The following is a 26,335-nucleotide window of genomic DNA, read 5'->3' on the forward strand; positions in this document are numbered from 1 at the left end:
TACGAACAACGAATTATCATGGACATCCTTTCCCAACTTCGCGCCGGGGTTATCACGGGGTCGGCTGCCGAGTCGCAGGCGCTGGCGGAGCAACTGGCGGCGGTGTTGCCCGCGGGTTCAGTGCTGGCCTTGCATGGGGATTTGGGCGTGGGAAAAACAACATTCGTGCAGGGCTTGGCGCGCGGACTTGGTATTGGCGGAACGGTGACAAGCCCGACGTTCAATGTGTTCACCTTGCATCGGAGCGATTGCGGAAGCGGAACAGGGGGGGGAGGGGGGGGGCGAATGCTGGCACATCTGGATGCTTACCGACTGGAGGGAGCGGGGCAGTTGGAGGATTTGATGTTGGAGGATTTTTTGGTGATGCCGTGGTGGTTGGCCGTGGAATGGCCGGAAAAGATTGCAGACTGGTTGCCGCCGCAGACATGGCATTTTGATCTGGGGATCGTGGACGGCGGACGTCATTCGATCCGCCTGCGGTAGAAATTAAATTTGGTGGCCTCTGCCGGATTATAGGTGTTTAGAGCAATTAGAGTTGAGATGTAGCCGTTGTCTTAACGGTAGGGAGGCCTCTCCGAGGCCTCCGAAACCACGTTCCATCTACCTATGAATTTCGCATGCTCACACTACGCACGGCGGAGGCCTCGGAGAGGCCTCCCTACCGTTAAGACAACGGCTACACGCGAATAGGTTTTTTTTGAAAGCAGGAGCAAATGAATTGGAAAGGAGAGAGGGCCTAGACCCGCTACGTTTTACCAACTTCACGGGTCTTGGTCAGCTGTCCTATAAGGACGCGGAGTTTTATTCTCCTCCGCGTCCTCCGTGCCTCCGCGTGAGATATTTCTGAGCGGGAAAAGGCATCAGCATCGCCTCTCACTGCTCACTGTTCACTGTTCACTGTTCACTGTTTCACTGCTCAAGCGTGAGGGTGGCGCGGCAGCCGCCTTCGGGGCGGTTTTGCAGTGTGATGTCGCCGCCGTGCAGGTGCGCAACCTCGCGCACGAAACTGAGCCCCAGGCCCGTGCTTTTGGCTCCGCTTTCCGGACGCGGCAGCGAATAGAACCGCTCGAAAACCCGCTCCTGCGCGTAGTCGGGGATGCCGGGTCCGGTGTCGTCGATCGTAATGGAAAACCGGTGACGCGGCGACGGCGTTTGCGTGACGATCTTGGCGGCGCGAGTCACCGCACCGCCCGCCGGGACCGGTGCCGTGGTCAGCGTCACCATGATCGCTCCGCCGGGCGGACTGAAGTCGATGGCGTTTTGCAGCAAGTTGACCAGCGCTTGGGTGAGCAGGAATTTTTCGCCGGTGAGCGTGAAGGCCGTCGCATCCGGCGACTCTTGGGCTGGCGCGGGCGTCAGGGTGAGCGCGATCCTGCGGGCCACGCGCGCCGGTTCGGTGGCGGACACGGCTTCGCGGACCAATGCGCGCAGGTCCACCGGGGAGGGGGGGGGGAGGTGCGCCCGCGATTCGAGCGCGGCAAGTTGCAGGAGTTTGTCCACGATCTGTTGGATGCGCGCGGACTCGCGCTGGAGGTTGCCGAGAAACCGCTCGCGTTGCGCGGCTGGCATCGCGCCCTTGTCGTCGGTCAGCAGTTCGGCGGCGCCGCGAATGGCGGAGAGCGGAGCCTTGATTTCATGGGCCAGCGTCTGCGTGTAGCGTTCCACGTAGTCTTTGCCTTCGAGGGCGGTGCGCATCTCCTCAAACGCATGGCGGAGTTCGTCCACCTCGCGTCCCGCGAGACGCGGCAGCGAGGCGGGGCGGCCGTCGCGCACGGCGCGCGCATAGGCGGTGAGACGTTGGAGCGGCGTGGTGATCCACACGGAAAACGCCACGCCGGCAACGAGCACAAACGCGCCGCCGATCATGCCGCCGATGAGCACGCGATTGCGGGCCGCGCCGACGAGCTCGTTGATGTTGCGCGTGGGTTTGCTGACGGTGAGCACGCCGATGGTATCGCCGCCGGGACTACGGATTGGCGCGGCCACATAGATGGCGAGCGAGTAGTCCCGATCGGGATCGTCGCGTGTGGCGCGCGCACCGTATTCGCCGCGCAAGGTTTTTGAGACATCAAGCCAGCGCGAGTAGTCGGCGCCTTCGTCGCGTCCGTGGTCGGAGTCGTAACGCACAATGCCGTCCGCGCCGGTGACGTAGATGCGCAGGTCGATGTCGGTTTTGAGGATGGAGTAAATCTGCGCGTTGAAAACGCGATGGTAGGCCGTGTCGAAGAGTTGTCGCAGCGAGGTGGCGGCGAGCGGGTCGGAGGCGTTGGTGGAGGTGGCATCGGGCGTTGCCGCCACGCGTTGCTCGACGATGGCGGCGAGGATGTTGGCGGTGTCCACGAGCGACTCTTCCATCGACTCAAGATAACGCGGACGGATGCTGTCGAGTATCCAGCCAACGAGGTACAAATACCCGCCTCCGATAATGAGCAGGTAAACGAGAAGGATGCGGGTGCGAATGGTCACGGTGCGGTCGGTGGAGTTAAGCGATGACAGGCCGTGTCAGTGCGCGTGGGAGGTGCGTTTGTGGATGATGAGGCCGTTGCCGTCGGGGTCGGCGATGACGGCCATGCGGCAGACGGGGGTCTCGTTGGGCTCCACAATGAAGGTCGCGGCGTTTGCTCGCAGGTGGGCGATGGCCGCGTCGTAGTCCTCGACTTCGAGCGCGATGGAAGGACCGCTGCCGGGTTTCCACTCGGGGACGGACTTGGTGATGGCGAGCGTGTGCGCGCCCACATCGTATTCGATCCAGGAAAACTGCGCGTCTTCCCACACGGAGCCGGGTTTCAGGCCGAGGATTTGTTCGTAAAATTTCCGGGCGCGGGCGATGTCGGCGACGGGGTTGACGGTGAAGGCGTATTCAAGAACGCGGAGCGATGGAGCGGCGGAGGCCGCGTTGTTGTTGTGACCGTCCGTGGTGTTGGTGTCGGTGGAGTTCATGCAGGGGTAAACTCTGTCACCTTGGATGGGATTGGCCAAGAACAGGGTTTTGAGATGTGTGTTCTCCACGACAGATTAAATGTGCAATTGCCGGGGGCCGGATGTCATCGGCAGAATGGCCGGCTTTTGACATTATGAGCACTGACGAAAACGCCGGAACCGGCTCCCTCTCTCCGGAGGGCAAACACGGCGCGGCGGTTGAAACAGATGGGAAAATCCTCGGCCCGGCCGCGGCTCTCGTGGCGGCGGAAAGTGGAGGCGGCACACCCACTCCGCGGGCAGCGTCTCCCGAAGAGGCGTCGTTTATCGAAAAGGGCACCCCCGCCTTCCGGCGCACGGTGGCGGCGCTGTTCACCGCGGGCTTCGCCACCTTCGCCCTGCTCTACTGCGTGCAGCCGCTCATGCCGGCGATCGCCGCCGATTTTTCGCTGACCGCCGCCGCCAGCAGTCTCGTGCTTTCCGTCTCCACGGCGACGCTGGCCTTCGGCCTGATGGTGACAGGGCCGCTCTCCGACGCGGTGGGACGCAAGCCGGTGATGGTCACGGCGCTGTTTGGCGCCGCGCTCTGCACCCTCGGCAGCGCGGTGATGCCGGGCTGGCACGGCGTGCTGGCGATGCGGGTGCTTGTTGGCTGTTTCCTGAGCGGGCTGGTGGCCGTGGCGATGACTTATCTGAGCGAGGAAATCCAGCCGCAGGTGCTCGGCTTTGCGATGGGGCTCTACATCGCGGGCAATGCCATCGGTGGCATGCTTGGCCGGCTGGTGGCGGGCGTAATCGTGGACTTCGTTTCGTGGCGCATGGCCGTGGGATTGCTGGGCGTGCTGGCTCTGGGAGCGGCGATCACCTTCAAGCGCATCGTGCCCGATTCGCGGCATTTCCGACCCACGCCGTTGCGTTTGCGCACGCTTGTTGAGGGGTTCCGGGTGCATTTCCAGGATGCCGCGCTGCCGTGGTTGTTCGTCGAAGGGTTTTTGCTGATGGGCGGGTTTGTAACATTATTCAACTACATCACATGGCGGCTGCTCGCTCCGCCTTACAACCTGAGCCAGGCGGTCGTTGGCTTTGCCTCGGCGGTGTATTTGACCGGCATCTACAGTTCGGCGCGGGTCGGGGCGCTGGCTGACAGGCTGGGCCGCCGCCGGGTGCTCTGGGCGGTGATCGGCGTGATGCTGGCGGGCGCGCTTGTTACGCTGGCGAATTCCTTGTGGCTGGTGCTGGCCGGGATGCTGGTTTTCACGTTTGGCTTTTTCGGAGCGCATTCGGTGGCGAGCAGTTGGATCGGACGCCGGGCGCTCCGCGCGCGCGGACAGGCGTCGTCATTGTATTTGCTGAGCTACTACATGGGGTCGAGCATCGCGGGCACCAGCGGCGGTTTTTTCTGGCATCACTGGGGCTGGACGGGTGTTGGTTTGTTCATCGCGGGGCTCTTGCTGGCGGCGTTGATGGTGGCGCGGCGTTTGTCGCGCGTGCCGCCGCTGGCTCCGGCTGCCTAGAGCATTTTAAAGCAGTTTCGTTTAAGCTGTAGGCATTTGATACCTGGTAGGGACCAGAGCCCTAGAAATGATTGGAACAGGTGCGATTTGGTGCGATGTGGCGCGACTCGCCGCTAGTGCGTGAGTTACGAAAATAGCGAGACGGCGTTCCAAACATTTATCGGAAACGCCGCCCGAAGTGGCTGAGAAATGATTGAAACGGGTCAGCGCGCCGAAACAACCGACCCATTTGCCGTAAACGCGATCAGGCTTTGCTCCAGGATGTCGGCCGCACTGACCGGGTCGAGGGTCGCACAATAGGTCTCCACCTTGCGCATGAGGTCGTCGGGAGATGTGCTGGTGGCGATGAGCGCCTCCAACGGTGCATAGGTCTTGCCGAGGGCTTGCGCCAGGCGTGCAGCACCCGTGCGCAGGATGGCATCGTTGGCCTGATGCACCTGGCTATGCGGTCCATTGGCCCGGTGCATTCGGACCGACATGGGGAAAAAGCCGCCGCCGCCGACTGGCTCGGGCGCCAGATCACGCTCGATGGGCATCCCGAAGCGTTCGGAAAGGGTCTCAAGGCCGGCGTCCTGGACGCGCAGGCCGGCGGTTTTGAGCGAGGTCAGCCAGTCGGCAGTGGCCTTCATCTCGGCGACACTGATTGAGCCCCAAGTGGCAACAGGCTCGCGGCCGGCGAGTCCGTTGTATCGGAGAATGTCCACGAAGAGCTGGAAGCGGAGGGTGGTGCCAAGCCGGCGGGCGTCGCTCATGCGCTTGTCTTGGCGAATCCCGTCCTGCGCGGCGGCGACGCCGCTATTCATCCCGGTCGCCGAGGCATCGGATGAGAGAGTCTGCCCGAGGATGAGTTTGCTGATCTCGGCGTTGGCGACGCGATGGAAGGTCTCGAACGCGGAGCCGGCGTCGCTGGCGGCGGCCTGCTTGATCTCCACCTCCGTGCCGCGGCTCACGACCAAGCCGCCGGGCTTCGTCGCGAGGCTGAAGGCACGCTCCATGATGGACCGGGTAGCATCGTCGGCCTGGTCATACTTCCCCACCATGAAAGGGGTGCCGTATTTATCGAGGAAGCGCGCCCACCACTCGCGCCCCATCGTGCCAAAGAGCCACCAGAACACGAGCGAGCGCAAGGGGCCGCCCCAGTTGTCGGGCATCGTGAGCGAATGGCCGCGATGGATAATGTAGCTGGCGCCGTCAGCGACATGGCTGGTGCTGAGCGGGGTGCCCTGATCGTCGGTGTCGCGAATGCGGAGGGTGCCGTCGCTGAAATCGAGCAGGTCATGGGGGACGGGGACCAGGCTGGCGACTTCATAGCGGAGCGGGCGCCCGCCGATGACCGTCGTGCTCATGCGGAAGATTTTTTCCACGACGGCGACGGGATAGAGTGTGCTATCCAAGAGGTGCAGACAGGCGGTTTCCCAGTTGGGGAGGTTGCCGATCTGCGACTCGATGACCTTGGCGGCGAACTGGTCGTCGGGATTTTTTTTGTCGGCTGGCTGGATGCTGAGGGTGTCGCCGGTGACGGCTTCCTTGCGCTCGGAAAACCGGCCCTGAAGGTGGGAGTGAGAGGCGACGATGTCGCGATAGAGGGCGAAGAGTCCCCGGCAGTCGCCGCCCTCGGCATCGCGCAGGATGGAGGCGACGCGATCCATGTCCACGGAGGACGCGATTTCGTCATGCGTGCGCAGTGTGTGGAAGTTGGTGCGACGTTTGGTAGGGGGCGGAGGAGTCGGGAAAGCCTGTTGAAATGCGAGATCGGCGGTGGTCATGGCGGAAAAGATGTCAGATGGAATGGATACGGCGTCCGTGGCCGTGTTGGTGTTTGCGCAGGAGCGGGTTTCTGAGGCCGGGGCGGAAATCTCCGCCCATTTTTAGCGTGCCGACCCGAGCGGCGTTGGCCTGGGCGGGACCGCCCTGCGCCGTGAGAGCATGGATGGCGAGTTTGCAGCCGTCGAATACGTCGCCGTGGTCGCCGTCCTCGGCGACTTCCGCCTCGAAGGTGCCACGGTCGCGCGTCACTTGGCGGATGCTAGTTTTTATCCACTCCAGCGAAGGCAGAGCGACATAACCATCCTCGATTGTATTCACGAACAGATTACCGAGGTAGGTCTTGAAGTTCATTTCCTCGCCTTCGTAAACGAGGGTCTCGCTGCTGATGACGAGGTCCACGGGGATGAGGCTGGCGAACTCGCTGCGCAGATCGGTGGCGAAGAAGCGTTCGTTGGTCGCGTCGATGCAGAGACGACGCCCGCGAAGCCCGTGAGGCAGGCCGGTGATGACGGTTCGCAGGATGCTGCGGGTGACGGCCGGATTTTCCGTTTTCCAGCGCACGATCAGGCGCATGAAATGGGTGAACGACACCTGCTGATCGACCGCGAGCACGCTGGGGTTGCTCTTCTGCTTGGTGGTGGTGCCGAGGTCGAGCCCGAGGCCGATGCGAGGGTAATCGGCCGCAAAGCCATCTCGCCATCCCGCGGGCAGGATGTGTTCGACATTGATGGTCTTTTTCAGGCGGGCGGCCTTCATGCGAGCGGGGGACGGTGGGGGTTATTGCGCGCGGTCCACGCCTTGCGGCTTTTCAGCCGGCGATAACGCTGGCGCTTGATGAGGAGGTTGAGAACGACGTAGCGGGCGCGGTCTAGGCGATCCAGGCGCACGGCCCAGGCGATTTCGTCGTGTCGCGCGGGACGCGGCGCATTGAGAATGATGAGGTAGCGGGCAACGGCGCGATCCAGCTTGGTAATCATGCGATGACGGCCTCCGTGATGTTGACGCCGAGGCAATCGGGCTTGCCGAGGGCCATTGCGCGCAGGATAGCGGTGGTGCTGACGGCCGCCGTGCCGCCAGCGAGGAATTTCAGGGCGTAGTTACGATCCCAGCCGGCCTTGTCGAAGGCGAGGGCGCGGTGCTCTTCGGGCGTGATCGGCTCGCCGGTCTTGGGATGGTGGAGATGGATGCCGGCGGCCTCGCCGTCCCAAGCGTCGAAGCGGTGGACGAGCACGCCGGCCGGCGCGTCGTAGAAGTTGCCGAGGGGGTTGACCGGAAAATCCATCGCGGAAGGCGGCTGGAACAGTTCGAACGAGTAATGTTTGTCGTCCGGCGGCGGGGTGGTCGCCATCCACATGATGAACTCCGGGTTGGACTCCATGATTGGCATGACGGCTTCCAGTATGTCCTTCAGGCCGGGAATGCGCCCGACTTCATCCAGAAATACATCCCCCGTCCATCCCACGGCCGTCGCCGGGTTTGGAGCCACGACACGCGAGCGGCTGTAGCTGGTGCGGTCGTGGTAGATGCGGGTTTCCAGTTTTTGATGCTCAAACAGGTCGCATACGGCGTCGAAATCGAGGCCATCCGCGTTGGTCGTGAGCAGGAGGTTTTTGTCTTTCGCTATCTGGCGAAACTTTTCCATCACCTTTTGCCAGACCTCCGCTTCCTTGCGGATAAATTCGGAACCAAGCAGGATGCTGGCGGAGCCGAATACACACAGGTGGTTTTTGCGAAGGATCATCCGTGACAAGCCTTTGCTTGCCAGTGTGAAGCTCTTCCCCAACTGGCGGCGCCAGAGAAGAAACAACATGCGTATCACCAACCAGAATACACGATTCTGGCAGCCGCGGAAACTGATGAGGGGATCGGGCTCGTCCATTTAGATTTCCTCCGTTTGGGCAGGCGGTTTGCCGAAGATGAGTTCGTGCAATTTTTCCATTTTGACTGCCTGCGGTGCCGGGCTGTCGGCAATTTCGCGGGCACGCTGATCCTCATGCCACTTGAGGAAAAGTTCACAGGTGGTCCGCTGGAATTTTGCTTCGTCCAGAGCCAGGCGCCGGTCGTTTTGTTCCAGCCGACGTTCGTTCTGATCCGTGGTGCGCTTCGCGGCCTCGGCTTTTTTGGCGTCGGCTTCGGCGCGCTTTACCCGTGCCAGGGCATCGAGGAGGGAGAGGTAGGTTTCGGGTTTCTGGCGGAGCAGGTTTTTTTGGGCCTCGATGTCGAGGGATTCGAGCACGAGGAGCATTTGCCCGCCGGCGATGCGCGCGGCCCCTTCAGTGGGGCTCATACCCTCCGCGAGTTTCAGGCTGAGAGCAGCGAGGTCGCGTGTCGTTTCCACCTGTTCGCGTCGCTTAATCCAGTCCTGGTATCCGCCTTGGCGCCACTCGCTGAGGTTTTGTGGTGTCACCGGCTCCTCGCCGAAATGTTCGTCCAGCACGCGCAACACGGTCTCCTGGGTGTTGAGCCAAGGCAGGATTTTGCTGCCGGGCTCGCCATCGAGAAGGCGACGGTTGATCTCGTCGCGGATGACGCGGGGAAGGCGGGCGATCTTACCTTTGCGGGCGGGTTCGGACATGGCAGATCAGGGAGCCGTATTGGCGTGGGTATTGGAGGGGCGTGCGCGAACCAATGGCACATTCAGCACCTTGCCGAGCCACCGGAAAACCGACGACGCGCAGTCAAACACCAGCGCGAACAGGTTTATTGCCGGGAGGGTGGCGATGATGATATGCCACACGATGAAACCCACCGTGAGTTCCGGCCGATAAAAAGGCTTCGTGCTGGCCTTCACGTCGATCCGGTATTTGTCGATTATCCGGCAAATATAGGTAGCCGAACAGACGGTCAGTGGTATCCAGTATGTGTAGATGGCCAGCAGCCCGTTGAATTGGTAGTTTTTAATCCATTCAATCATTGTGATTCCTTGTTTTGTTCACGCGCTTCGGCCAGCGCGGCGGCGAGCGCCCAGACTTCGCGCTCGCGCGCGGCGTAGCGTTCTCCTGAGTGCCAGAGTTCATCCACTTGCGGTGTGTATAGACCTTCCGCTGTCTGGATTGGTCTTCCTTTTAGGAGATGCAAGATGGGCGGCTGATAGAGCGTCCGCTGCGACGCGGCGTTTGATGAGCAGCCGCTGGTGCAGAGCATCAGCGCGCTCGTGATCGGCAGGATCAGTGCTGCGGCGTAGAGTTGTGATTTCATTTTCGAGGGCTTCGCATTCTCTCTCGATGCGGTCAGGGTAGCGCAGCGCATAGATATAAAGCGCGGCCGCAGCCGCGCGAAAAAACCATTCGAGCGCACCCCACATCGTTGCCGGTGGTTAGTTGTCGGTGGTGGTGTCGCTGACTTTTTCGCCGCTCTTTTTGCGAGCGACGATAACCCAGATGACACCGACGAGAGTGGCGGCCGCGCCGGCGCCCGTGACGATTTCCGTGCTGGTAGCCAGCCCGGAGCTGGTGAGAAAGCCGCCCCCGAAGGTGAGGACTTGCTGAATGAGTTTGATGATCGTGTCTTTGCTCATGGTATTGTATTTTTACTTACGTGGGAACCGCCGGAGGCGCACCGTCCTCCGGCGGGTTATGCTGCATTGGTAATCCCCGCACGGCGTTGCGGTGCGCACAGCGTCGCGCGGGAAGGTGATTTTATTTCTCGGGGCAGGCGGCGAGGCCGGCGGGGGTGATCTGGTAGTGGAGTTCGTCGGTGACGGGGTCTTTGATGGAAGATGCCAGGCCGCGCTGGCAGAGCGTGTTGATTTCATCGCACACCTGGCCGAGCGTGACTTCGTAATCGAGCAAGGCGGAGCGGATGACGCGGGAGTGGATGACGCGGGCGGGGAAGGCCAGTTGCCTGGCTCGCGCCAGCACAATGAGAGTGGCGGTGCGGAGGTCGTTTTTCTGTTCGGCGGTCAGGTGCATGGGAGGAGGGTCAGCGTTGTTTGAGGCGTTCGTTGAGCTGGTCGCAGGTGCCCTTGAGGTTGCCGAGGGAGTTTTCCACCTGGCGGAAATTGTTGCTCACGGTGTCGCTCAAGGCCCGGATGGTGTCGAAAATCTCACGGTTGGATTTGGCGGAGTAGGAGCGTTGCGCGGCGAACGCCTCCTCGTGTTTTTCCTCCAGTCGGGCGATGCGCTCCTCGTTTTTCCTTACCAGTTCGGTGAGCGCGGCAATGGAGGAGGTGACTCTCCCCAAATCGACATCGACGGGCGGCTGACGCCGGCGGCGTTGGATAAAACCATCCACCTTGTCGGCGAGGGTGACGAGCGTGAGCAGACCGACGACCAGCATCCCGAGAAACCAGGGGTCGGGCGTATGCGGTGCGGCGATGTCGCCGAGGGCGGCGAGCGGAAGGGCGGCGAAGAAGAGGAACGCGGCGACAATGGACATGCGGCCCGCACGGTCGCAAAAAAAAGGCGCCGACGCCTAGCAGGCGTGGCGCGCTTGATGGGGTCTGGCGCGGGGATGCGGGGTTATTTCGCTGGCGGAGGCGACATGGAGAACGCCCGATACTGGGCAGTGATGCGTGACCCGCCAGGGTATGTGAATGACTCGATTGTCCCGGCAGGATAAACCACTACGCTGATCTTGTCGCCCTCCCCCAATTTTCCCCGGTCGGGGTAGTCGCGGATGCAGAAAGTGCCGTAGATGCTGGGAGGGGGAGGCGGGGATGCCGACGCGGGCGCGCGTGGGGGCGCGTAGGCTGCGGACCCTCCGCCGATCTGCGCCAGTCGGTCCGCTCTTATGGGCCTTGGAGGAGGAGAATAGGGTTCCTCACAATAGATGAGGACACCCTCCACCCCGACTCCATCCACCCGCCCGAATAATGTCACCCGTGTTTTCTCCAGTTCTGCCAGACGCGCTTTCTCTTTTTCCTCTGCGGCGTATTTGGCCCGGGTGGCCTCCTGTTGCGCGGTGTAGCTGGCGGCCTTTTCGGAAGAATAGCCCAGACGTTCCTGCACGTCCTTGGGGAGCTGGTCCAGAGGGACAGACGACATCCCGTCTGCATGTAGCACCGCGGCCAAAGCCGGCGTGTGGTTTAGTATCTTCGCGTTTTTCAGCACGCGGCCGTCAGCAAGTGTGATATCTTGCCGCTCCGGCTGCGGTGCGGGATCGGCGGCAAATGCGGCGCAAGCCAACGCGAGGGACGCCGCAGTGAGGGTGAGGAATCGGGGAATGTTCATGCGGTCTTTTTAGATTTAGCCATCTCGTCATTCAAGTGTTTGCGAAGCCTTGGAATAACGAAATTAGCGAATCCCCATTTTTGATTGATCGTAAGAGTGGGGTCGGCCTGGACCTGCTCAAGTTTTGATATGAGCTCTGTCAGGGGAAGATGCTTGATAAAAAGATCCAACAGCGCATCGGGATCTTTTGCCAAGGGGGTGGGAGTTCCCTCCGAATGCTCACTTTTTGATAACTCTTCGTTGAGTCTGCTCACAAACTTACTGCTTGGTCGTCGGCCATTTTCAATCATGGAAACATAATTTCGAGATACTCCCAAGAGTGAGGCAGCTTGCGACTGACTTAACCCATGCTTTTCCCGAAGGCGTGCTAACATTTTTTGAGGATTTGCTAACTTTTCGTTTGACGTGCTCACTTTTGGAAGAAATGTGAGCATCATGATTAATGCCGCAAGAACGCCGGGCGAGCCTAAACGCTGGGGGAAGGGTTCCCTCCGTTTCCCGGGCATCGTGGCCGATGCCCGCACCCTCGGAGTCACCTACAGTCACTTGTATCGCGTGTTGACCGGCGACCGCAAGAGCCCGCTCCTCGCCCGCTACCAGGCGCTGAAGGAGGGCCGGTCATGAAGAGCGGGCTTCGTATCACCCGGCTGAAATTCCAGCCCATAGGGAACGGGCACATGCTGGGACTTCGGCTGCTCGGATGGTTTTCTGACTCGGTTGAGTTTAAGACATTCCATGTCGCGGCAGCCCTGTTTCTTCTATGCCATCCGGAGAAGGAGGCCGCGCACCTTTTCGATGACGGGTGGGATGCTTTTGCGGCACGGGTCAGGCAGTCTGCCGACAATATCCTGCTCTCCGACTTCCGCCGAATCGCAGCCGATCTGTCCAGGCATCTTCGTTCAACAGTGAGCAGGCTCCGCCAGCAGGAGGGCCGGTCATGAGCACATTTGCGGAACGTATTGGCGTGGTCATGCGGGCGCGCAAGATTTCAGCCGCCGATCTGGTGCGCCGGCTCGGATGCTCATCGGGCACCGTGAGTGCGTGGTTACATGGGAAAAGCATCCCGCAGCGTCGCACGCTCAATGCGCTGGCAGGCATTTTGGGTGTGTCTGCCAAGTGGCTGGAATCCGGCACGGCTCCGGGTCTGCCCAGCGTATCTCTGGAAGACTACCAGGCGCTGCTGAAGGAGCTGCGCGAGGCGGAAGCGGCCTGGGTCGCCTTCAGCCGGAAATTCCAGCGCTCGCTGGGGTTTTTTGAGGGGTATTTTGCGCAGCTCGCCCGAGCTCGCCCACCCGGGTATTCAGTCCCTCCACCTCGCCCTGCAACTGGCCAATCGCCCGTTCAAGCGGGAGCAGATTCTGCCACGACACCTCCGGTTTCGGCAACGCCTGCATCTCCATGCGCAGTTCAAAAAGCTGCTGTTCCAGCGCAGCCACGCGCTTCTGCAAGGAAGAAAGGTCGTCGCTCATGACCCCGACGCCATCACACCGCCGCCTCGGCCGCAATCCCTACGTGTCGGGCATCGCCGCCCGCGATGCCGGGCAGGCCATCGACGCCTGCCCCGTCACCCCGCGCAGCCGGTTTTACCGGCTTTGGCGCTCCGGTTGGGCCGATCGCGACAGTTTCCTCCGTTCCCCCGCCTGCGCCGCGCAACGCGTAGCGGGACGCAATTTCCCCCTCTGATTTTTACGCCATGACCACGACGACACCTGCAACCACGTATCGCCAGATGCCGATGCCGGCGGATTTTTGCACGGAGGCCGAAATAGCCCTGCACCGGGAGTGGTTGGCCCTGCCCGGGACGACCCGCATGGAAGCCGAGCTGGTCGAACTGAAACGCCAGCTCCGGGCCAAACACGCGGAGATTCGCAAGGCCAAGGCGGCCACATCCCGCGCCGCGGATCGTTTCATCGCCACGCCGGGCGGAGCCCGGTGGTGGAAAGCCTGGTTGGCTGCCAGCCGCGAGAACTGCCTCTGCCGCACCGCCCATGCGGGCGAGACGCCCGCGCCACGCCAATCCGCCGCCGCCTGATTTTTTCCCATGTCAGAAAATACCACTACAAAGCAATTCACGTTCCTCCCTGCGGAACTCACCGAACATCCCATCCTCGCGCATATCCCGGTATGGGCGAACAACGAGCCGGAGTTTCAAGCTCTGGTCTCCTCCGTGCGCGAGCGCGGATTCGACTACCCGGTGCTCATCACCTCCGAACGCCGCATCGTTGACGGGCGCAACCGTCGCAACGCCGCCGCCTTTCTTGGCATTTCCGTTCCCTGCCGGATCGTTGATGCGTCGGAGGTGGCGGAGGTCGCTATGTCGTCGCTCGCCAATCGCCGGCACCTCCCAAAATCGGCGCTCGCCTACCTCTTGGCTCCCATGCTTAAGCCCGCTGTCGCCGAGGCGAAAGCCCGGCAAATGGCCAACCTGAAATCCGGCAAAGCTCCCGAGCGTTCGCTCAGCGAACGCTCGGGGAAAACTGTCGAATCTCTTGCCGACGAACTCGGTCTAGGACGCACCTTTCTCTTTCAGGCGCTCGACCTCCACAAACGCTTTTCGGAAAGCCCGAAGCTGCGTGAACAGTTCGAGCACCGGATTATCAGCGGCGAACTCGGTCTCGGCGGAGCCATCCAGGCCATCGCTGGCAAGCTGGCGACGGAGGGAAAAAACAAAGTCACCAGTTCTCCCAAAAATCTCATTGAGGAGACCCTCAAGAGCCTGAATACGCGCTGGCAGTATTGGGAGAAGATCAAGCAGCCGGAGCGTGAGGAACTGACCGCCAAGGTCGTGGTAAGCGCCGTTTCATGGCCGCGTGAAGTTTGCGCCGCCACCGCTGCCGCCTGGCGAAAAGAGGGCATCATCGGATGAAGCGGAAACGAATCTCCACGCTCAGAAAAGCCGCTCTGGTGCGCCTGCTCAACGCGGCCACGAAGGGCGGGATGTCGCTCAACGAAGTCGCCCATTGTCTGGGCATTTCCGCCACCAACCTGTGCCGCTGGAGGAGAGACGTAGCAAAATGACCGATACACCCGCAACGCCCGATCTCGCCCCCGCCGCCGTTACCGTGCCGGACGGCGGCCCAACGCCCTTCCAGTTGGAGGAGGCGCAGCGTCGCCGCACGCTGGTCGAGGCGTTGTCCCGGTATCCCTCGCTCAAGGCCGCCGCCGCCGCGCTCTGCGAGCCGGTCGCCAATCTTTGCCGCTATCGCAAAGCATGGGACGGCTCGCTCGCCTCGCTCATGCCCGCCGGCGCCACCGGACGCCCTGCCGTGGCGCTTGCTCTCCGCGACGACGAAATCGGCATCGCCAAACGCTTCCTCCTCAAAACGGAATCCCTGCCCCTCGCCCTCGAATACCTGGCCGACTCGCCCGATTGCTCGCACGCCACGCGCGATCTGCTCAACCGCTACCGGGAAAAACGCGACTACCCGCCGAGCCTCGTCAAGGCCGTCCGCTTTACCGAGGAGGAGTGGGAAAATTTCCGGGGCAAGAAGCACGCGCAGGGCGTCAGCTACACCACCCGCCGCGGCATGTTTGAGATTTTGGAGGACGGCACCCGCCGCGAGATTGTCAGCGGCGACATCATTGAGGCCGACGACGTATCCAGCGACGTGCCTTACTATGTGGTGTTCCCGGACGGCACGTTTTCCGTTGGCCGCCAGCTCCTCGTGTTCCGCGATCTGCGCAGCGGCAAATGGCTTTACGCCTGCGCCGTGGCCCGCGACCGCGACAGCTACCGCGCCGAGGACATCGTGCGCGCCGCCCGCTGGCTGGTGGAGGCGCACGGCCTCCCCGCCTGCTTCCGTTTCGAGCGCGCCGCATGGGAGAGCGAAATGATCCTCGGTCACAAGCAGGCGGACGGCACCCGCTGGGGCGGCCTGCATCAGCTCATCCCGGTGCAGACGATGTTTTCATCCAACGGCAAGGCCAACATCGAAGGCGGCTTCCGCATGTTGCACAAAGTGATGGGCGTCGAGGGCGTCCGCATCGGCAAAACCCGCGGCGAATACGAACAGCCCACCGCCGACATGCTGGCCGTCAACGAAGGCCGCAAGCACCCGGCGGACTGCGGATTCATCCCTTGGGAAAAGCTCCTCGCCGCCCTCGAACGTTCTTTCACCAAACTCAACACCCGCGCCCGCTACGACCGCCACACCGGCGAGCACGTCGCCCCCGATGACGTGTGGTGGCGCGACATGCAGGCCCGCCCCGGCCGGCGCCTCCCCGCCTGCCCGCCTGATCTGTTTTATCATTTTCTCCCCGTCAAACGCCTCGTGTCCGTGGGTGCGGTAATGGCCGGCCATGTCCAGGTGAGCGTCAACGGCTACCGTGTCCCCTTCTACTTCCGCTGCGCCGGCGAGGGCATCCCGTATTTGGAACGCCAGCACAAGGTCTGGTGCTGCTTCGATCCGCACGAGGCCGCCGCCGGCGCCGTCATTTTTAACGCCGACACCAGCCCGCGCAATCGTGCCGGATACCGTATGTTTGAACGCCTCTTCACCGCGCCGCCCGGTGATGATCGTCCGCAAATCGACCACCGGCCCGCCGGCCAGCGCGGCGAGGATGCCGACGTGGTTGCCAAAAAAATCCGCAACACGCAGGTCCGTGCCGCCGGCACGAGCATCGGCGTCTTCGGCGCCGGCGCGCGCCGCGTGCAGCATACGCACGACGGGCGCGGCAACGTGGCCCGCGTGGAGAGCGGCGCGCCGGCCCGCTCGCAGGCCCCGCGCGCCGACCTTGCGCAGCCCGTGCAACCCGTGCGCATGGCCCGTGCGAAGGCCGCGCCCGTCGTGGTCGAAGACCTCGATCTCGCCACGTCCCCGGCATCCGGCGTCCACCGTCCCGCGTCCCTCTCCGACACCCTCGATTACTCCCTCTCCGCCTTTGCCGCACCCCGTTCCGGCAAGACCTCCCCCGCCGCTGCTTCGGCCCCCGCCGTCGTTTTTGAAGACCTCGATTGACCCTTCACGTATCCAACACACCATGACCATGACAGACACACCCACCCTCCCCACCGTCACTGCCGACGATCTCGACAAAGAGCAATCCGACACCGTCACCCGCGGCCCCCTGGGACGCGCCTCAGTCAAGTTTTATATCCCCGGCGACAAAATTCACATGGTCACGGCTGACCTGCCAGTGCATCAGCGCGAGGCCATCCGCTGGGCCGCCGGCTTCTGCCGGTCGAAAAACCTGTCTCACGTCGAATTTGCCGCCCTGCTCAAAAAGCCCGATGGCGAATCCTACCACAAGGACAGTGTTTACCACATGTTCACCGGCGGGCGCACGGAAACCGCGTTGGCACCGATGGTCGAAGCCATACAGCGACTGCGGAAAATCGAGGACCAGCGCGCTGCCATCGTGCAGAGCGCCTTTGTCGAGACGCGCCTGGCGAAACGTATTTTCGACCTCTGCCGGCGCGCCCTCATTCACCAGAAAATCCTGTTCGTTTTTGGCGACTCACAGATCGGGAAGACCTGGTCGCTCGAAGAGTATGCGCGGCGCCACAACCACGGTGAGACAAAGTATGTGCGTGTCCCCGCCGGAGGCGCGATCACGGCCTTTGTGCGCGAATTGGCCGCCGTGCTTGGCCTCGGTTATCGCATGAGCCCGGACGATCTGAAGCGGGCCATCATCAACTGTTTTGACAGTCGGATGCTCCTCGTCGTGGACGAATGCGAAGAGTGCCTGAGCGAATGCGGGAGCGCCCTGCGCAGCACGGGCATTCTGAATTTTGTGCGCGAAATCCACGACCGGAAAAAGTGCGGCGTCGTCCTCGCCGGCGCGAACATCTTCCGGGAGCGGCTGTATCATGGGAAGCACACGGGCTCCATGCAGCGGCTTGTCCGCCGCGGCATGATCCCGTTGCAGCTCCCCGCCGTGTCCAGCAACGCGGACCTCGCCGCCATTGCCGCCCACTACGGACTTCCGCCGATCCCGGATCAGGAACTCGGCATCCGCGTGACCGTCGTCGATGACGATGGCAATGATCGGCGCCTGGCACTCACCAAAAATCCGTTTGCACTCCAAACGGAGGTGAACCGGGACGACGGTCTGGGCCGATGGTGCATGATCCTGAAGGAGGCCGCTGATCTGGCCCGGGAAAAGGGCAAAGCTCTCTCATGGGGATTCGTGCTACATGCCTGGCACAATTTCAAGGAGATGGAGAGTCTCACGCCCGACCCGATGCAAACCATCGGAGAGGAGGCCGCGTGATGAAAAAAGCACGCCACGCCCAACCCTCCCGCCTGCGTCTGCCCTCGGGCACCATCCCCGAGATGCGCACGCGCCTTTGCGGCCTCCTCGGGCATCTTGGTTCCCTCAGCGAACAACTGACGGTGATCGAGCAAATCGTCCGTAATCCCGATACGTGCGTTGCCACCGACAACACCGCCATCTCCATCGCCCTCGGCACATGCTGCGGCGACGCCGTCGAACTGGCCGTCGAAGCCGACGCCCTCGCCGAGGCGCTTAATGAGTTGGAAACCCTCTGCGCATGAACCCCCCGCTCCCGCTCTCCCTGCCCGACGCCCCGCCGACGATCACGCTGCCACGGCGCACGCTCGCCCTGACCTTCGCCAACGCCTTCGCCGCCGGCTTCTGCACCGCCCTCCTGATCACCCTCCTCTTCATCCTCCCGTAACTCACACACCGCCATGCCTAAAATCGAAGTCAACAAAGTCGCCGAAATTCTGAAGCGCAACGAACTCGAACCGCCCGTCATGCGGGCGATCATCGAAGAAATGAACGCCCTCGTGCAGCCCGAAGTGGACGAGGAAACGCCGCCCGCCGTCAAAAAACAGTGGTGCATCCTCATCTCCGATCCCGAGGGCACGCTCCCCGAAAACGATCTTGTCGGCTGGGTTCTTCAGATTCCCGAAAACGAAAGCGTCCTCACCACGCAGGAACGCATTCACCGCGCCGCCTACGAGTTCAACACTACAAAGAAAGGCCGCATGTTGCCCGCCGAAACGATGGGCGACGCCATCGAAAACATCCCGGCCAAGCACTTCAAAGAACAGCAAGTCTGGATCAAGTCCAAGACCCCCGTGCTCATGCTCCGCACCGACAACGAAATCCCGATGGAGAGGAAGGAATAACGCACGCGGAGACGCGGAGGCGCGGAGAAACTCAATTCTGAAAATTCTGTTAATTCTGTCCAAAACAAAATCACCCACCATGTCCACCATCGCATCATCCGTGACGCCGCTCGAATTGATCGACGTTCACACCAAAGCCTACGCCGAAGCGCGCCGCGTTTTGAACGAGCGCGTCAACGCCCTCGAAGACGAAATCCGCGACGCCCAACGTCGCAAACTGCCCGGCATCAAGACCGCGCTCGCCGTCGCCGCCGACACGCAGGCCACGCTGGCGGCCGTCATCCAGCAACACCCCGGCCTCTTCACCAACCCCAAGACGATCACCCTTCACGGCATCAAAATCGGATTTCAAAAAGGGAAGGGAAAACTCGTTTGAGAAGACGACGAAAACACCGTCGCCCGCATCGAAAAAATGTTCGGGCTGGATGCGGAGACTTACCTCATCATCAAGAAAAAGCCCTCTGCCACCGCCCTGGGCAATCTCGACGCCAAAGACCTCGCCAAACTCGGCATCACCAGCGAGCAGGCCGGGGAGCAAGTCTTCATCAAACACTCCGACAGCGCCGTCGATAAGCTCGTCAAAAAGCTTCTCAAGGAAGGTGCCGTCGAAGAGGCCGAAACCTGAACCACCCACGGCGTCCCACGTCCTGCGTCCCAAATCCAACCCACCATGACCCTCTTCACCAACGACCAGAAAGCCCGCGTCGCGCAGCTCGCGCGACGCGCCTACGACGCGCAGCCGGACCGCGAGGAGTTCGAGCTGATCAACTCCCATCTCAGCAAGACCGCCTGTTTTGAGGAGTGGCGCAAGTGGCAGACCGGCAAGGCAACTGGTGGCGTGCAGTCGCTACGCGAGTGTGTATCCGAACTCCACTACCTGCCCTTGCTCGCGCATTTTTCCGACATGCTCGGCGAGTCCGGCCGCGCCCTCAACATGCTCCTCCGCCACGCCGAAGAAGGTCGCATCCGTGTCTTCTTCAAACTCCAAGAAGCCCTCGCCGAGCGCGATCTGAACGAAGGTTACGCCGCCGCCATCTGCCGGCGTCAGTATAAATGCGACCTCGGCGACGCCGAGGAAAAGCAACTCTGGCACCTGTTTTTCACCATCAAAAACCGCCGCAAGGCCGTCGCAAAACCCGCGCGCAAGGCCCCGCATTACGTCCGGGAAAACCTCGGCACACTCACCACCTCCGACGACGGAAACCCGTTTTGAACCACTAATACACACTGATGAACACTAATAAAATCCGGTCCGAATTAGTGACCATTAGTGATCATTAGTGGTTTAAAAATCCGAAACATGAATACACGAAAAACCAGAAAAGCCCATCCGGCCCGGCCCGCGCCTATCGGCTACCTCATCCTCACCAAAGACGGTCAGCCTGCCGCCGCCGCCATCACTGGCGTGCGCGGCGTGTCCTCCGACTTTATCAAACTCTTTCCCTCCTACGAATCCGCCCGTCGTATCGCCCGCCGGTCTGAGCGCGCCATTCTCGCCATGCGAGGCTCGATCTTCGGCAACTGGGAAAAACTCTCGGCACTCACTGCCGCGCTCCCCCTCCGCGTGCAGCCCGTCCACGGCAAACACTCTGCCTGATTTCCGCTTTTCCAAAAATGACTCCCGCCGACATTCGCAACGACCACCACGCCGCTCGCCGCGACGGACACGCCGCCAACCGCGCCGCCGTGCTCGCCGGCCTGCGCGCCTACGGCCCGTGCGACACCCGCGCGCTCGCCGAGTCAATGCAGTGGGATGTCCTCGCCGTCCGTCCCCGCGTCACGGAGCTGGTGCAGGCGGGGCTGGCCGTGCTCGACGGCCGCAACGACAACGGCGGCATCTACCGCGCCGCCACCCCCGGCGAAGCGCAGGCGACTATCCGCTCCAAGCTCCAAGCTCATAGCTCACAGCTCATAGCTCCAAGTGTCCAAACCTCCTTCCCGTTTTTCTCCGTCAACCGTCGCCACTACTAAACAAATGAGTAGCCTCACGAACACTCCCTCGCTCATTCCCGTCGTCGGCGCCAGGCCGGGCGTCATGGTGGAAGTGATACCGGGAAAAAAGTATCTGCCCCTGTCGGAGGACTCCGTTCCGCCCGTCGCCGTGGCGGAGTCCGTGCCTGCCGGCGATGGCACGTGGCGCTGGATGGCTAAAATTTGCCCGCAATGGGTGAGCATCACCAAGCGCAACCTCGCGCGGCTGGGCATCGGCATTTCCGTGCAGGGGATGCGGCGCCTCTGCACCGCCGGTTTTGTCCAGGCACGCCAGGTGACGCCCGGTTTGTATCAATTTTCCTACCACGGCTACCTCGCACACGAAGAGGCAACCGCAGACCCGGAGTTTTGGGAACGCACTGAACCGGGTCAGACCCTCAGTAACCGCAAGCGCTACAGCGCCGCCATCGGATGAAACCTATCGGACAACTTTTGGCCGATGACCACGACATGGCAACGCAGCGCGCACGGGCGCAACTCGCGTCCGCCCATGTGGCCGGCCTCGCCGCCGCCGAAACCGATCCGCAACTCCCTCACGAACAGCGTCGCTACCATGTGCGGCTCGCCATGACGGCCTTTCGCGAGGCGGTCGTTACGGCCACCACGTCGGAGGAAGCCATTCGCCTGGCCGTGGCCGCCGCCAACGATGGATCGGCCATAAAACCCGGCCTGCTTTTCCACACCACCTACACCCCCTATTCCGTCCGCCTGTATCGCTGGGGCAAATGGCATGACCTCCCCTGTCACGACGTGGCCCCTCCCGCCATCACCCGCGAAGTCCACGGAAAAACCGCCCGCTGGGAGGCGGAGCGAAAACCATGAAACCGAAATGCGAAAACGTGACGCCTCTCGATATGACGGATGATCCCGAATATCAGGCTTGGGTCGAGAGCATGGCTCAACACTGCCGATGCCGGTCTGGTGATGTGCCGTGCGCAGGTGTGCTCGCAGGCGGACTCTGCGACGAAATCGACGACAGCGCAGACCAATGGAACTACGACGACAACGAGCTATGAGAGGCCAATACTCACGCAAACCCGCGCCGCGCACCATGTCCGCCGAAATGGATAAATGGGAACGCGAACAACAGAGAAAACACACCTACGAGAAGCGCGTTCATCGCGACGTGAAGACGCTGATCCGTGAGGTGAGTAACCCAAAAACCTCCGACGCGCAACGTTCGGAGGGATGAATTGTTACGCGTATTTTAATAAAGGATACAAAATTATGATCTATAGAGTAAAAGGATTTAAGGATGGTGTGGAGGTCGGATATGTCACCGTTCACGCCGCCAGCGCAACAAAGGAGCAGATTGAGGCTGATGCAGAGACAGTGCTAAAGGATGCCGATATTGGTCACGACTCATTCGAGGTTGAGGAAATGCCACCTCGTGAACATGGCTGCCCGTGGTGCAGAGGAGATGACGGTCAGCTGTCTTCTACGTGCTCCCGCTGCGGTCGGAAACTAGACCCTCAGCGTAACCCGGAGGTGCGACATGGCGAATGACAATGAGACATTGGCGCGACCGGCTGGTTCGGTGGGCTGGAAGGAATACCCTGACCGCGCTGGTTGGTGGATTATCGAATTTGCATCCGGCAAACGTGAAATCTGCAAGGTTGGGACATCCATCCGTCACGGTTGTCTCTACGTCTGGCAAGGTGGCTGGGGTCACCTCGCCCCTACACTCAATGGCCGTGCCTTTGGCCCATTTCTATCACGCAGGAAGGCCAGCACATTCACTCCACCGAACACCCCGAATGACGCGCCGACAGGTCGCGTCGAGTGAAAGGTTCGGCCATGTATCCAATGACAAAGGGACAAGCATATCGGGCATTTCTAAAGCGTCCGAAGATCCGGCCAGCTCGGCCGCTCTCTTCCGCAGCCAAGCTGGCGCTCTCATACATCGGAGATGATTGGGGAAAGGTGCCGCATTGTATCAAGGCGTCACATATCGCCGTGCTCATTCGGCAGGGTCACATCGAGCACCGCTGGCCCTCCGACATCTTAACTCGCATGGCAACTGGCTCTGTCCCTTGGCTGCGCGAAGGCGAGATACGGCGCCGGCCGAACAAGTGATTCTCCCAACCCCTCTTCGTATATCATGACCGAAACCGACTACAAAAATGCAATGAGTGCTTGGTGGAGCACTGACTTCACGTTTCCCATTCGTGAGGACGAATTGCCGCGCGTGGTCACACCCGCGTTCCTCGAAGTGCCGCGCGGAGATTACGGATGCCCCATTCTCGCCGCCCTTGCTCGCGTCGAACGCCTCGCTGCCAGGCTTGCGGATGCGTGCGACACCGTCTCCCGCGTCTCTTACGGTCCTTGCGATGCCTTCGAGTTTGAGTGCGCCCATCGTTGCCGTTGCGCCCTCGCCGAGAGCGAAAGGGAGCAATGCCAGACCCTCCTTCTGCGCGGACACGCCCGCAGCATCACCGCCTATTTGCGTGGTCAAAAGGAAAATTCCTATCTGACACGGAGGCAGAAAAGCGCCGCCGTTCGCGCCGCCTCCCTCATCCATCAGTTCGCCGACGCCATCGACACCCTCCGCGCCCGTTCCTTTGCCGCATTGGAGTCCACCCGCCAGCGCGTTTGTGCATTGCCCGTGCATTGTCAGGAACCCGCCTCCGTCCCAATGCACGGCACAACGCGCACCCCTGAAAAACACCCCGCTTAAATTCGATTTTCATCCACCCATTTTTCACGATCCCGTGCCTACCTTCCTCTTCACGCCATCGCCCAACAAGGACGCCGCCAAGTTCATCAAGGACAAGGCGGCCGTCTCGCGCAGTGTCTTCGACGGGCTGCTGCCAGAACTGCGCGGGCTCGCCTACACCATCACCGGCGTCGAAAGCATGGCGGTCTTGAAAAAGACCCGCGATGCCATCGCGAAGCTCCCGGCGGGTGGGGATTGGGATGCGATCAAGGCAGGCATCGCCGGCGACATTTGCCCTTGGCTCGGCGACGGCGCGGAGAAACGCGCCGAACTGTTGCTCCGCGTGCATGGCTATTCCTCGTATTCCGCTGCCCAATACCAAGTGATGGATCGCCAGCGCGATGTGTTTCCCTTCTGGCAGTATCAGAGTGCGGATGACGAGCGGGTGCGCGACACACACGCCGCTCTGGACGGAAAAGTTTTCCCGGCAAACTCGTCATTCTGGCAGTCGCACTATCCACCCTGGGAGTTCGGTTGCCGTTGTTTTGTCACTCCGCTTTCGGAGGATGATGTAGCCGATCTCGAAAAGGCGGATGCCAAAAAGCCGCCCGAGGCCCGCCGCGTCGTGAAGGGCGCGAATCTGGAGATGGCCGAAAAGAGCGGTGTATTATATAGTGTAGCGGAGGGCGGCGTCCCCCGGCAACTCGACGTGCGCAGCCCGCGGGAAAAATTCGGCGGCTCGGGTTTTTATCACAACCCCGGCGACCTGCATCTGGATTTCGATGGGTTGCAAGCCCGCTATGCCGACACGCCGGAAATCTGGAAAACCTTTGAGTCCTGGTCGCAGGGCACATCTCTCGGCAAGGGCCGCGGTTCGGTTTGGGATTGGCTCCAGCGCAAGCTCCCGACCGCGACGCCGGCGGACGGCTGGCCCGATCTGGAAAAACTCAAGGAAGTCCGCCCGCTGGGCGGCTCGACGGGCGCGATGCTCGTCCAGTCGCAGGACGGCCGCCGGTTCGTCCTGAAGCGCGGCAATTCGCCGGCGCACGTCCAGGAGGAAGTGCTGTCAGACGAACTCTATCGCGCGCTCGGCGCGAACGTCCCCGCCGCCAAACTCTACACCGACAAGGCCGGAAAACCGGTGAAACTGGCGGAATTTATCGAGGGAAAATCACTGGCGGATGCCCTGGCGAAAGCGACGCCGGAGGAACAGGCCACGCTTCTGGCCGAGGCTCGCAAGCACTTTGTGGCGGATGCGCTCCTGGGCAACTACGACGTGGCCGGTCTTAGCTTGGACAACATGCTCGTCGGCAAGGACGGTTCGGGAATAAAAGTGTGGCGGATCGACAACGGCGGCTCGCTCCGCTTCCGTGCCCAAGGCGCACTCAAATCCTCGTTCGGCGCGAAGGTCGATGAACTCGCCACCCTGCGCGATCCCGCGATCAACGCCGCTGCCGCGCGTGTGTTTGGCGGATTGTCGGAGGCCGAGTTGCGCGATCAGCTCGCCGAGGTCGTCGGGAAGCGTGCGGCCGTGCTGGCCGCGACGCCGGCGGAACTGCGCGAGACGATGCAGGCGCGTTTCGATGATCTCGAAAGCCGCCTCAACGATCTGCGCGGCGGATGGACGCCGGAGTTTGCCGAGAAAGTCGCCGATGCCCGCATCCTGGGCAAAGCCCACCTCGGCGACGCCGACAAGGTCGAAGACCTGCAAGTCCTCTGGTATAACGAGAGGCGCGGCGGCCAGGACTACACCATCGCCCGCTTCAAACTCACGCCGGCCGGCGGGGCGGCCATCCGTGAGGCACACAAAGAGCTGTCGTCTCTGAAGGCGTTCAAGGATGCGTATTGGGAAAAACTTTTGCCCGTCGTGAAGCACGTCGGTTATCACGCGAAGGATGGCGTTTACACCCCGGCCAAGCTCTCTCCTCTCAACGCGGTCAAGGCGGCGCTGGCGAAGGAGCCGGCGGCCATGAGGGCGCACTACACTACTATAATAGAGGAGCTGGAAGCGGCCATGCGCGAGAAACGCGCCCCGAAGACGCTGGCGGCGTATCAGCCTCCCGCGCCGAAGCCGGCGAAGGGCGGGGGAGACCTCACGCTCGCCACCTCGCCCTGGGCCTACTCGGCGAAGGAGCGCCGGCGTGGTTTTGCCGAGGATACCGGCGCGTCCATCTATCAGGTGAAAAACGCGGTCGGCGGCACGCACGCAGGCACCGGGGCGCAGATTCGCGCCATCCTGCCCGACGACCAGGACACCCCCTATGCGCTGCGCGGTGTCGTGGAAATCGCCGTGCCCGGCCGCGGCGGCATGTCCGCCATCGAGGCCGCCGCCAAGGCAGCCGAGGCGCTGGGCGTGGACGTGGCGCCCGCCACGCCTGCCCGCCGCGAACTCACTTACCTGGCCCGCAACCTCTCTCTCATCCACAAAAATCTGTCCGAGTCCGAACGTGCCGGCTGGCAGGCCATCGTCTCCGACGAGAAGGCCGGCGAGACAGACCGCGTGACTCGCTTACGCGGCTGGGTGAAACAGAAGCTCGGCATCGACGTGGGCGACGGCCGCGCCTACTCGCCAGACGGAAAGGAAAACGCTTTTGGTTACGGCTGGAAGCACTGGGACCGCTGGGACATGCCGCGCGAAAAAGTCGCCAAGGAAATGAAGGGCTACACGCTGCATCACAACCCCGCCGGCGCCATCGACCAGCTTGTCGATAGCTGGCTCAACGGTGGAGGGCAGATCACTCCGACCGTGGAACGGCTGCGCATCGGCGTGCCGATCACCAGCGGCATGAGCCCCGACACGGATTTGCGAACGGGCGGCGCGAGCTACTTTTTCACTCGCATCAAATCGGAAGCCGCCGCCCAAAAGACGCCCGGCATCACCTTCAAAATCGGCAACCTCGCCCGCCTCGACGCCTACAGCTTCCGCAGTGACGTTTTTGGCGACGTTCGCCCCGCCGGCGAAAACGGACACGGGATCGACCCGGCGCTTGACCGCGGCATCAACGCAAAGGAGTGGGCATCTTTCTCAAAGATGGGTTCCAACGAAACCATCTTCAAAAACGGCTTCCACCTCCTCGAAGACGTGGATACCATCATTGCCCACAACGCCACACAGCGCACCAAGATCATCGAAACCTTCGCCCGGCATGGATACACCGAACTCCCGGACGGGCGGAAAATAGATGACATCGTTCGCGTGAAAAAAACCAGATGAACAAC

General features: G+C 61.9%; 38 protein-coding genes and 1 pseudogene. 24 read left to right on the top strand and 15 right to left on the bottom strand.

Annotated features, from left to right (window positions below; genetic code table 11):
- Nucleotides 1-18: 18 nt before the first annotated feature.
- Nucleotides 19-483, top strand: coding sequence for a tRNA (adenosine(37)-N6)-threonylcarbamoyltransferase complex ATPase subunit type 1 TsaE (gene tsaE, locus OBACDRAFT_RS10205; protein WP_052361651.1), 465 nt, complete (start codon nucleotides 19-21; stop codon nucleotides 481-483).
- Between the two features lie 426 nt (nucleotides 484-909).
- Here tsaE and creC read toward each other — a convergent pair whose 3' ends face one another.
- Both creC and OBACDRAFT_RS10215 read right to left on the bottom strand, forming a co-directional pair.
- Nucleotides 910-2,466, bottom strand: coding sequence for a two-component system sensor histidine kinase CreC (creC, locus tag OBACDRAFT_RS10210; RefSeq protein ID WP_043585290.1), 1,557 nt, complete (start codon nucleotides 2,464-2,466; stop codon nucleotides 910-912).
- Nucleotides 2,467-2,502: 36 nt separating this feature from the next.
- Complete coding sequence (locus tag OBACDRAFT_RS10215) at nucleotides 2,503-2,940, bottom strand: VOC family protein (RefSeq protein WP_052361698.1); 438 nt, start codon at nucleotides 2,938-2,940, stop codon at nucleotides 2,503-2,505.
- Between the two features lie 134 nt (nucleotides 2,941-3,074).
- On the opposite strand from OBACDRAFT_RS10215, the gene OBACDRAFT_RS10220 reads away from it, so the two are divergent.
- A complete protein-coding gene (locus OBACDRAFT_RS10220) occupies nucleotides 3,075-4,433 on the top strand; it encodes an MFS transporter (RefSeq protein ID WP_043585478.1) in 1,359 nt (452 codons plus the stop codon).
- Nucleotides 4,434-4,636: 203 nt separating this feature from the next.
- Here OBACDRAFT_RS10220 and OBACDRAFT_RS10225 read toward each other — a convergent pair whose 3' ends face one another.
- The 12 genes from OBACDRAFT_RS10225 to OBACDRAFT_RS26450 form a co-directional block, all read right to left on the bottom strand.
- Nucleotides 4,637-6,199, bottom strand: coding sequence for a phage portal protein family protein (locus tag OBACDRAFT_RS10225; protein WP_043585292.1), 1,563 nt, complete (start codon nucleotides 6,197-6,199; stop codon nucleotides 4,637-4,639).
- A gap of 13 nt (nucleotides 6,200-6,212) precedes the next feature.
- On the bottom strand, nucleotides 6,213-6,956 hold the full coding sequence (locus tag OBACDRAFT_RS10230; protein ID WP_043585294.1) for a hypothetical protein: 744 nt from the start codon (nucleotides 6,954-6,956) through the stop codon (nucleotides 6,213-6,215).
- Nucleotides 6,953-7,177 (bottom strand): hypothetical protein, encoded by a 225-nt coding sequence (locus OBACDRAFT_RS10235; RefSeq protein ID WP_043585295.1) that lies wholly within the window; start codon nucleotides 7,175-7,177, stop codon nucleotides 6,953-6,955. Before OBACDRAFT_RS10235 ends, OBACDRAFT_RS10230 begins: the two co-directional genes overlap by 4 nt.
- The gene (locus OBACDRAFT_RS10240; RefSeq protein WP_043585297.1) at nucleotides 7,174-8,079 is read right to left on the bottom strand and encodes a hypothetical protein; all 906 of its coding nucleotides are present in this window, start codon (nucleotides 8,077-8,079) and stop codon (nucleotides 7,174-7,176) included. Before OBACDRAFT_RS10240 ends, OBACDRAFT_RS10235 begins: the two co-directional genes overlap by 4 nt.
- Nucleotides 8,080-8,775 (bottom strand): hypothetical protein, encoded by a 696-nt coding sequence (locus tag OBACDRAFT_RS10245; protein ID WP_043585299.1) that lies wholly within the window; start codon nucleotides 8,773-8,775, stop codon nucleotides 8,080-8,082. It abuts the gene before it with no gap.
- A 6-nt stretch (nucleotides 8,776-8,781) separates the two neighbouring features.
- The gene (locus OBACDRAFT_RS10250; protein ID WP_043585301.1) at nucleotides 8,782-9,114 is read right to left on the bottom strand and encodes a hypothetical protein; all 333 of its coding nucleotides are present in this window, start codon (nucleotides 9,112-9,114) and stop codon (nucleotides 8,782-8,784) included.
- Nucleotides 9,111-9,398 (bottom strand): hypothetical protein, encoded by a 288-nt coding sequence (locus tag OBACDRAFT_RS10255; RefSeq protein ID WP_043585303.1) that lies wholly within the window; start codon nucleotides 9,396-9,398, stop codon nucleotides 9,111-9,113. Before OBACDRAFT_RS10255 ends, OBACDRAFT_RS10250 begins: the two co-directional genes overlap by 4 nt.
- A gap of 118 nt (nucleotides 9,399-9,516) precedes the next feature.
- Nucleotides 9,517-9,717, bottom strand: coding sequence for a Pam3-gp28 family putative phage holin (locus OBACDRAFT_RS10260; RefSeq protein WP_043585305.1), 201 nt, complete (start codon nucleotides 9,715-9,717; stop codon nucleotides 9,517-9,519).
- A 121-nt stretch (nucleotides 9,718-9,838) separates the two neighbouring features.
- Nucleotides 9,839-10,111: a hypothetical protein gene (locus tag OBACDRAFT_RS10265; protein ID WP_043585307.1), complete on the bottom strand. Its 273-nt coding sequence runs from the start codon at nucleotides 10,109-10,111 to the stop codon at nucleotides 9,839-9,841.
- A 10-nt stretch (nucleotides 10,112-10,121) separates the two neighbouring features.
- A complete protein-coding gene (locus OBACDRAFT_RS10270; RefSeq protein WP_043585310.1) occupies nucleotides 10,122-10,577 on the bottom strand; it encodes a hypothetical protein in 456 nt (151 codons plus the stop codon).
- An 83-nt stretch (nucleotides 10,578-10,660) separates the two neighbouring features.
- On the bottom strand, nucleotides 10,661-11,371 hold the full coding sequence (locus OBACDRAFT_RS10275) for a hypothetical protein (RefSeq protein ID WP_043585312.1): 711 nt from the start codon (nucleotides 11,369-11,371) through the stop codon (nucleotides 10,661-10,663).
- Entirely contained in the window at nucleotides 11,368-11,784 is a 417-nt protein-coding gene (locus tag OBACDRAFT_RS26450) for a helix-turn-helix domain-containing protein (protein WP_198529877.1), read from the bottom strand. Before OBACDRAFT_RS26450 ends, OBACDRAFT_RS10275 begins: the two co-directional genes overlap by 4 nt.
- A 22-nt stretch (nucleotides 11,785-11,806) precedes the next feature.
- Here OBACDRAFT_RS26450 and OBACDRAFT_RS27535 point away from each other — a divergent pair, with 22 nt between their 5' ends.
- On the top strand, nucleotides 11,807-11,995 hold the full coding sequence (locus tag OBACDRAFT_RS27535) for a hypothetical protein (RefSeq protein ID WP_043585316.1): 189 nt from the start codon (nucleotides 11,807-11,809) through the stop codon (nucleotides 11,993-11,995).
- 313 nt (nucleotides 11,996-12,308) lie between these two features.
- Nucleotides 12,309-12,482, top strand: a pseudogene (locus OBACDRAFT_RS31235) (helix-turn-helix domain-containing protein); the annotation flags it as partial.
- A 109-nt stretch (nucleotides 12,483-12,591) separates the two neighbouring features.
- Here the strand turns inward: OBACDRAFT_RS31235 and OBACDRAFT_RS29630 are convergent.
- The gene (locus OBACDRAFT_RS29630) at nucleotides 12,592-12,840 is read right to left on the bottom strand and encodes a hypothetical protein (protein ID WP_043585319.1); all 249 of its coding nucleotides are present in this window, start codon (nucleotides 12,838-12,840) and stop codon (nucleotides 12,592-12,594) included.
- On the opposite strand from OBACDRAFT_RS29630, the gene OBACDRAFT_RS10300 reads away from it, so the two are divergent.
- From OBACDRAFT_RS10300 to OBACDRAFT_RS25260, 20 genes are all read left to right on the top strand, one after another.
- Entirely contained in the window at nucleotides 12,839-13,054 is a 216-nt protein-coding gene (locus tag OBACDRAFT_RS10300) for a flagellar basal body L-ring protein FlgH (RefSeq protein WP_043585321.1), read from the top strand. The two genes, OBACDRAFT_RS29630 and OBACDRAFT_RS10300, sit on opposite strands and share 2 nt — an antisense overlap.
- 10 nt (nucleotides 13,055-13,064) lie before the next feature.
- Nucleotides 13,065-13,403 (top strand): hypothetical protein, encoded by a 339-nt coding sequence (locus OBACDRAFT_RS10305; protein WP_043585323.1) that lies wholly within the window; start codon nucleotides 13,065-13,067, stop codon nucleotides 13,401-13,403.
- Nucleotides 13,404-13,412: 9 nt separating this feature from the next.
- Nucleotides 13,413-14,237: a ParB N-terminal domain-containing protein gene (locus tag OBACDRAFT_RS10310; protein ID WP_043585325.1), complete on the top strand. Its 825-nt coding sequence runs from the start codon at nucleotides 13,413-13,415 to the stop codon at nucleotides 14,235-14,237.
- On the top strand, nucleotides 14,234-14,389 hold the full coding sequence (locus tag OBACDRAFT_RS28155) for a hypothetical protein (protein WP_157837015.1): 156 nt from the start codon (nucleotides 14,234-14,236) through the stop codon (nucleotides 14,387-14,389). Before OBACDRAFT_RS10310 ends, OBACDRAFT_RS28155 begins: the two co-directional genes overlap by 4 nt.
- Nucleotides 14,386-16,329, top strand: coding sequence for a hypothetical protein (locus OBACDRAFT_RS28160; RefSeq protein WP_043585327.1), 1,944 nt, complete (start codon nucleotides 14,386-14,388; stop codon nucleotides 16,327-16,329). The genes OBACDRAFT_RS28155 and OBACDRAFT_RS28160 overlap by 4 nt, the downstream gene beginning before the upstream one ends.
- Before the next feature lie 28 nt (nucleotides 16,330-16,357).
- Nucleotides 16,358-17,584 carry an AAA family ATPase gene (locus OBACDRAFT_RS10320; RefSeq protein WP_198529878.1) on the top strand — a complete coding sequence of 409 codons (1,227 nt, stop codon included), beginning with the start codon at nucleotides 16,358-16,360 and terminating at the stop codon, nucleotides 17,582-17,584.
- On the top strand, nucleotides 17,584-17,868 hold the full coding sequence (locus OBACDRAFT_RS10325; protein WP_043585331.1) for a hypothetical protein: 285 nt from the start codon (nucleotides 17,584-17,586) through the stop codon (nucleotides 17,866-17,868). The genes OBACDRAFT_RS10320 and OBACDRAFT_RS10325 overlap by 1 nt, the downstream gene beginning before the upstream one ends.
- A complete protein-coding gene (locus tag OBACDRAFT_RS28165; protein WP_157837016.1) occupies nucleotides 17,865-18,011 on the top strand; it encodes a hypothetical protein in 147 nt (48 codons plus the stop codon). The genes OBACDRAFT_RS10325 and OBACDRAFT_RS28165 overlap by 4 nt, the downstream gene beginning before the upstream one ends.
- 13 nt (nucleotides 18,012-18,024) lie before the next feature.
- Nucleotides 18,025-18,468 (top strand): hypothetical protein, encoded by a 444-nt coding sequence (locus OBACDRAFT_RS10330; protein ID WP_043585333.1) that lies wholly within the window; start codon nucleotides 18,025-18,027, stop codon nucleotides 18,466-18,468.
- Nucleotides 18,469-18,547: 79 nt separating this feature from the next.
- A complete protein-coding gene (locus OBACDRAFT_RS10335) occupies nucleotides 18,548-18,844 on the top strand; it encodes an O-fucosyltransferase family protein (protein ID WP_043585335.1) in 297 nt (98 codons plus the stop codon).
- Between the two features lie 36 nt (nucleotides 18,845-18,880).
- Nucleotides 18,881-19,093, top strand: coding sequence for a hypothetical protein (locus OBACDRAFT_RS10340; RefSeq protein ID WP_043585337.1), 213 nt, complete (start codon nucleotides 18,881-18,883; stop codon nucleotides 19,091-19,093).
- 45 nt (nucleotides 19,094-19,138) lie between these two features.
- Nucleotides 19,139-19,681: a hypothetical protein gene (locus OBACDRAFT_RS10345; RefSeq protein ID WP_043585339.1), complete on the top strand. Its 543-nt coding sequence runs from the start codon at nucleotides 19,139-19,141 to the stop codon at nucleotides 19,679-19,681.
- An 87-nt stretch (nucleotides 19,682-19,768) separates the two neighbouring features.
- Nucleotides 19,769-20,065 carry a hypothetical protein gene (locus OBACDRAFT_RS10350; RefSeq protein ID WP_043585341.1) on the top strand — a complete coding sequence of 99 codons (297 nt, stop codon included), beginning with the start codon at nucleotides 19,769-19,771 and terminating at the stop codon, nucleotides 20,063-20,065.
- Nucleotides 20,066-20,082: 17 nt separating this feature from the next.
- On the top strand, nucleotides 20,083-20,439 hold the full coding sequence (locus OBACDRAFT_RS10355) for a hypothetical protein (RefSeq protein WP_043585343.1): 357 nt from the start codon (nucleotides 20,083-20,085) through the stop codon (nucleotides 20,437-20,439).
- A gap of 4 nt (nucleotides 20,440-20,443) precedes the next feature.
- Nucleotides 20,444-20,875, top strand: a complete 432-nt coding sequence (locus OBACDRAFT_RS10360) for a hypothetical protein (protein ID WP_043585345.1) — start codon at nucleotides 20,444-20,446, stop codon at nucleotides 20,873-20,875.
- On the top strand, nucleotides 20,872-21,282 hold the full coding sequence (locus tag OBACDRAFT_RS10365; protein WP_043585347.1) for a hypothetical protein: 411 nt from the start codon (nucleotides 20,872-20,874) through the stop codon (nucleotides 21,280-21,282). Before OBACDRAFT_RS10360 ends, OBACDRAFT_RS10365 begins: the two co-directional genes overlap by 4 nt.
- Nucleotides 21,279-21,476 (top strand): hypothetical protein, encoded by a 198-nt coding sequence (locus OBACDRAFT_RS10370; protein WP_043585349.1) that lies wholly within the window; start codon nucleotides 21,279-21,281, stop codon nucleotides 21,474-21,476. The genes OBACDRAFT_RS10365 and OBACDRAFT_RS10370 overlap by 4 nt, the downstream gene beginning before the upstream one ends.
- Nucleotides 21,477-21,511: 35 nt before the next feature.
- Nucleotides 21,512-21,652, top strand: coding sequence for a hypothetical protein (locus OBACDRAFT_RS10375; RefSeq protein WP_157837017.1), 141 nt, complete (start codon nucleotides 21,512-21,514; stop codon nucleotides 21,650-21,652).
- Between the two features lie 909 nt (nucleotides 21,653-22,561).
- The gene (locus OBACDRAFT_RS10380) at nucleotides 22,562-23,137 is read left to right on the top strand and encodes a hypothetical protein (RefSeq protein WP_043585352.1); all 576 of its coding nucleotides are present in this window, start codon (nucleotides 22,562-22,564) and stop codon (nucleotides 23,135-23,137) included.
- A 34-nt stretch (nucleotides 23,138-23,171) separates the two neighbouring features.
- Entirely contained in the window at nucleotides 23,172-26,330 is a 3,159-nt protein-coding gene (locus tag OBACDRAFT_RS25260; RefSeq protein ID WP_052361653.1) for a phage minor head protein, read from the top strand.
- The last annotated feature ends 5 nt before the right edge of the window (nucleotides 26,331-26,335 follow it).

The sequence above is a fragment of the Geminisphaera colitermitum TAV2 genome, from assembly GCF_000171235.2.
Taxonomy (GTDB): Bacteria; Verrucomicrobiota; Verrucomicrobiia; order Opitutales; family Opitutaceae; genus Geminisphaera; species Geminisphaera colitermitum.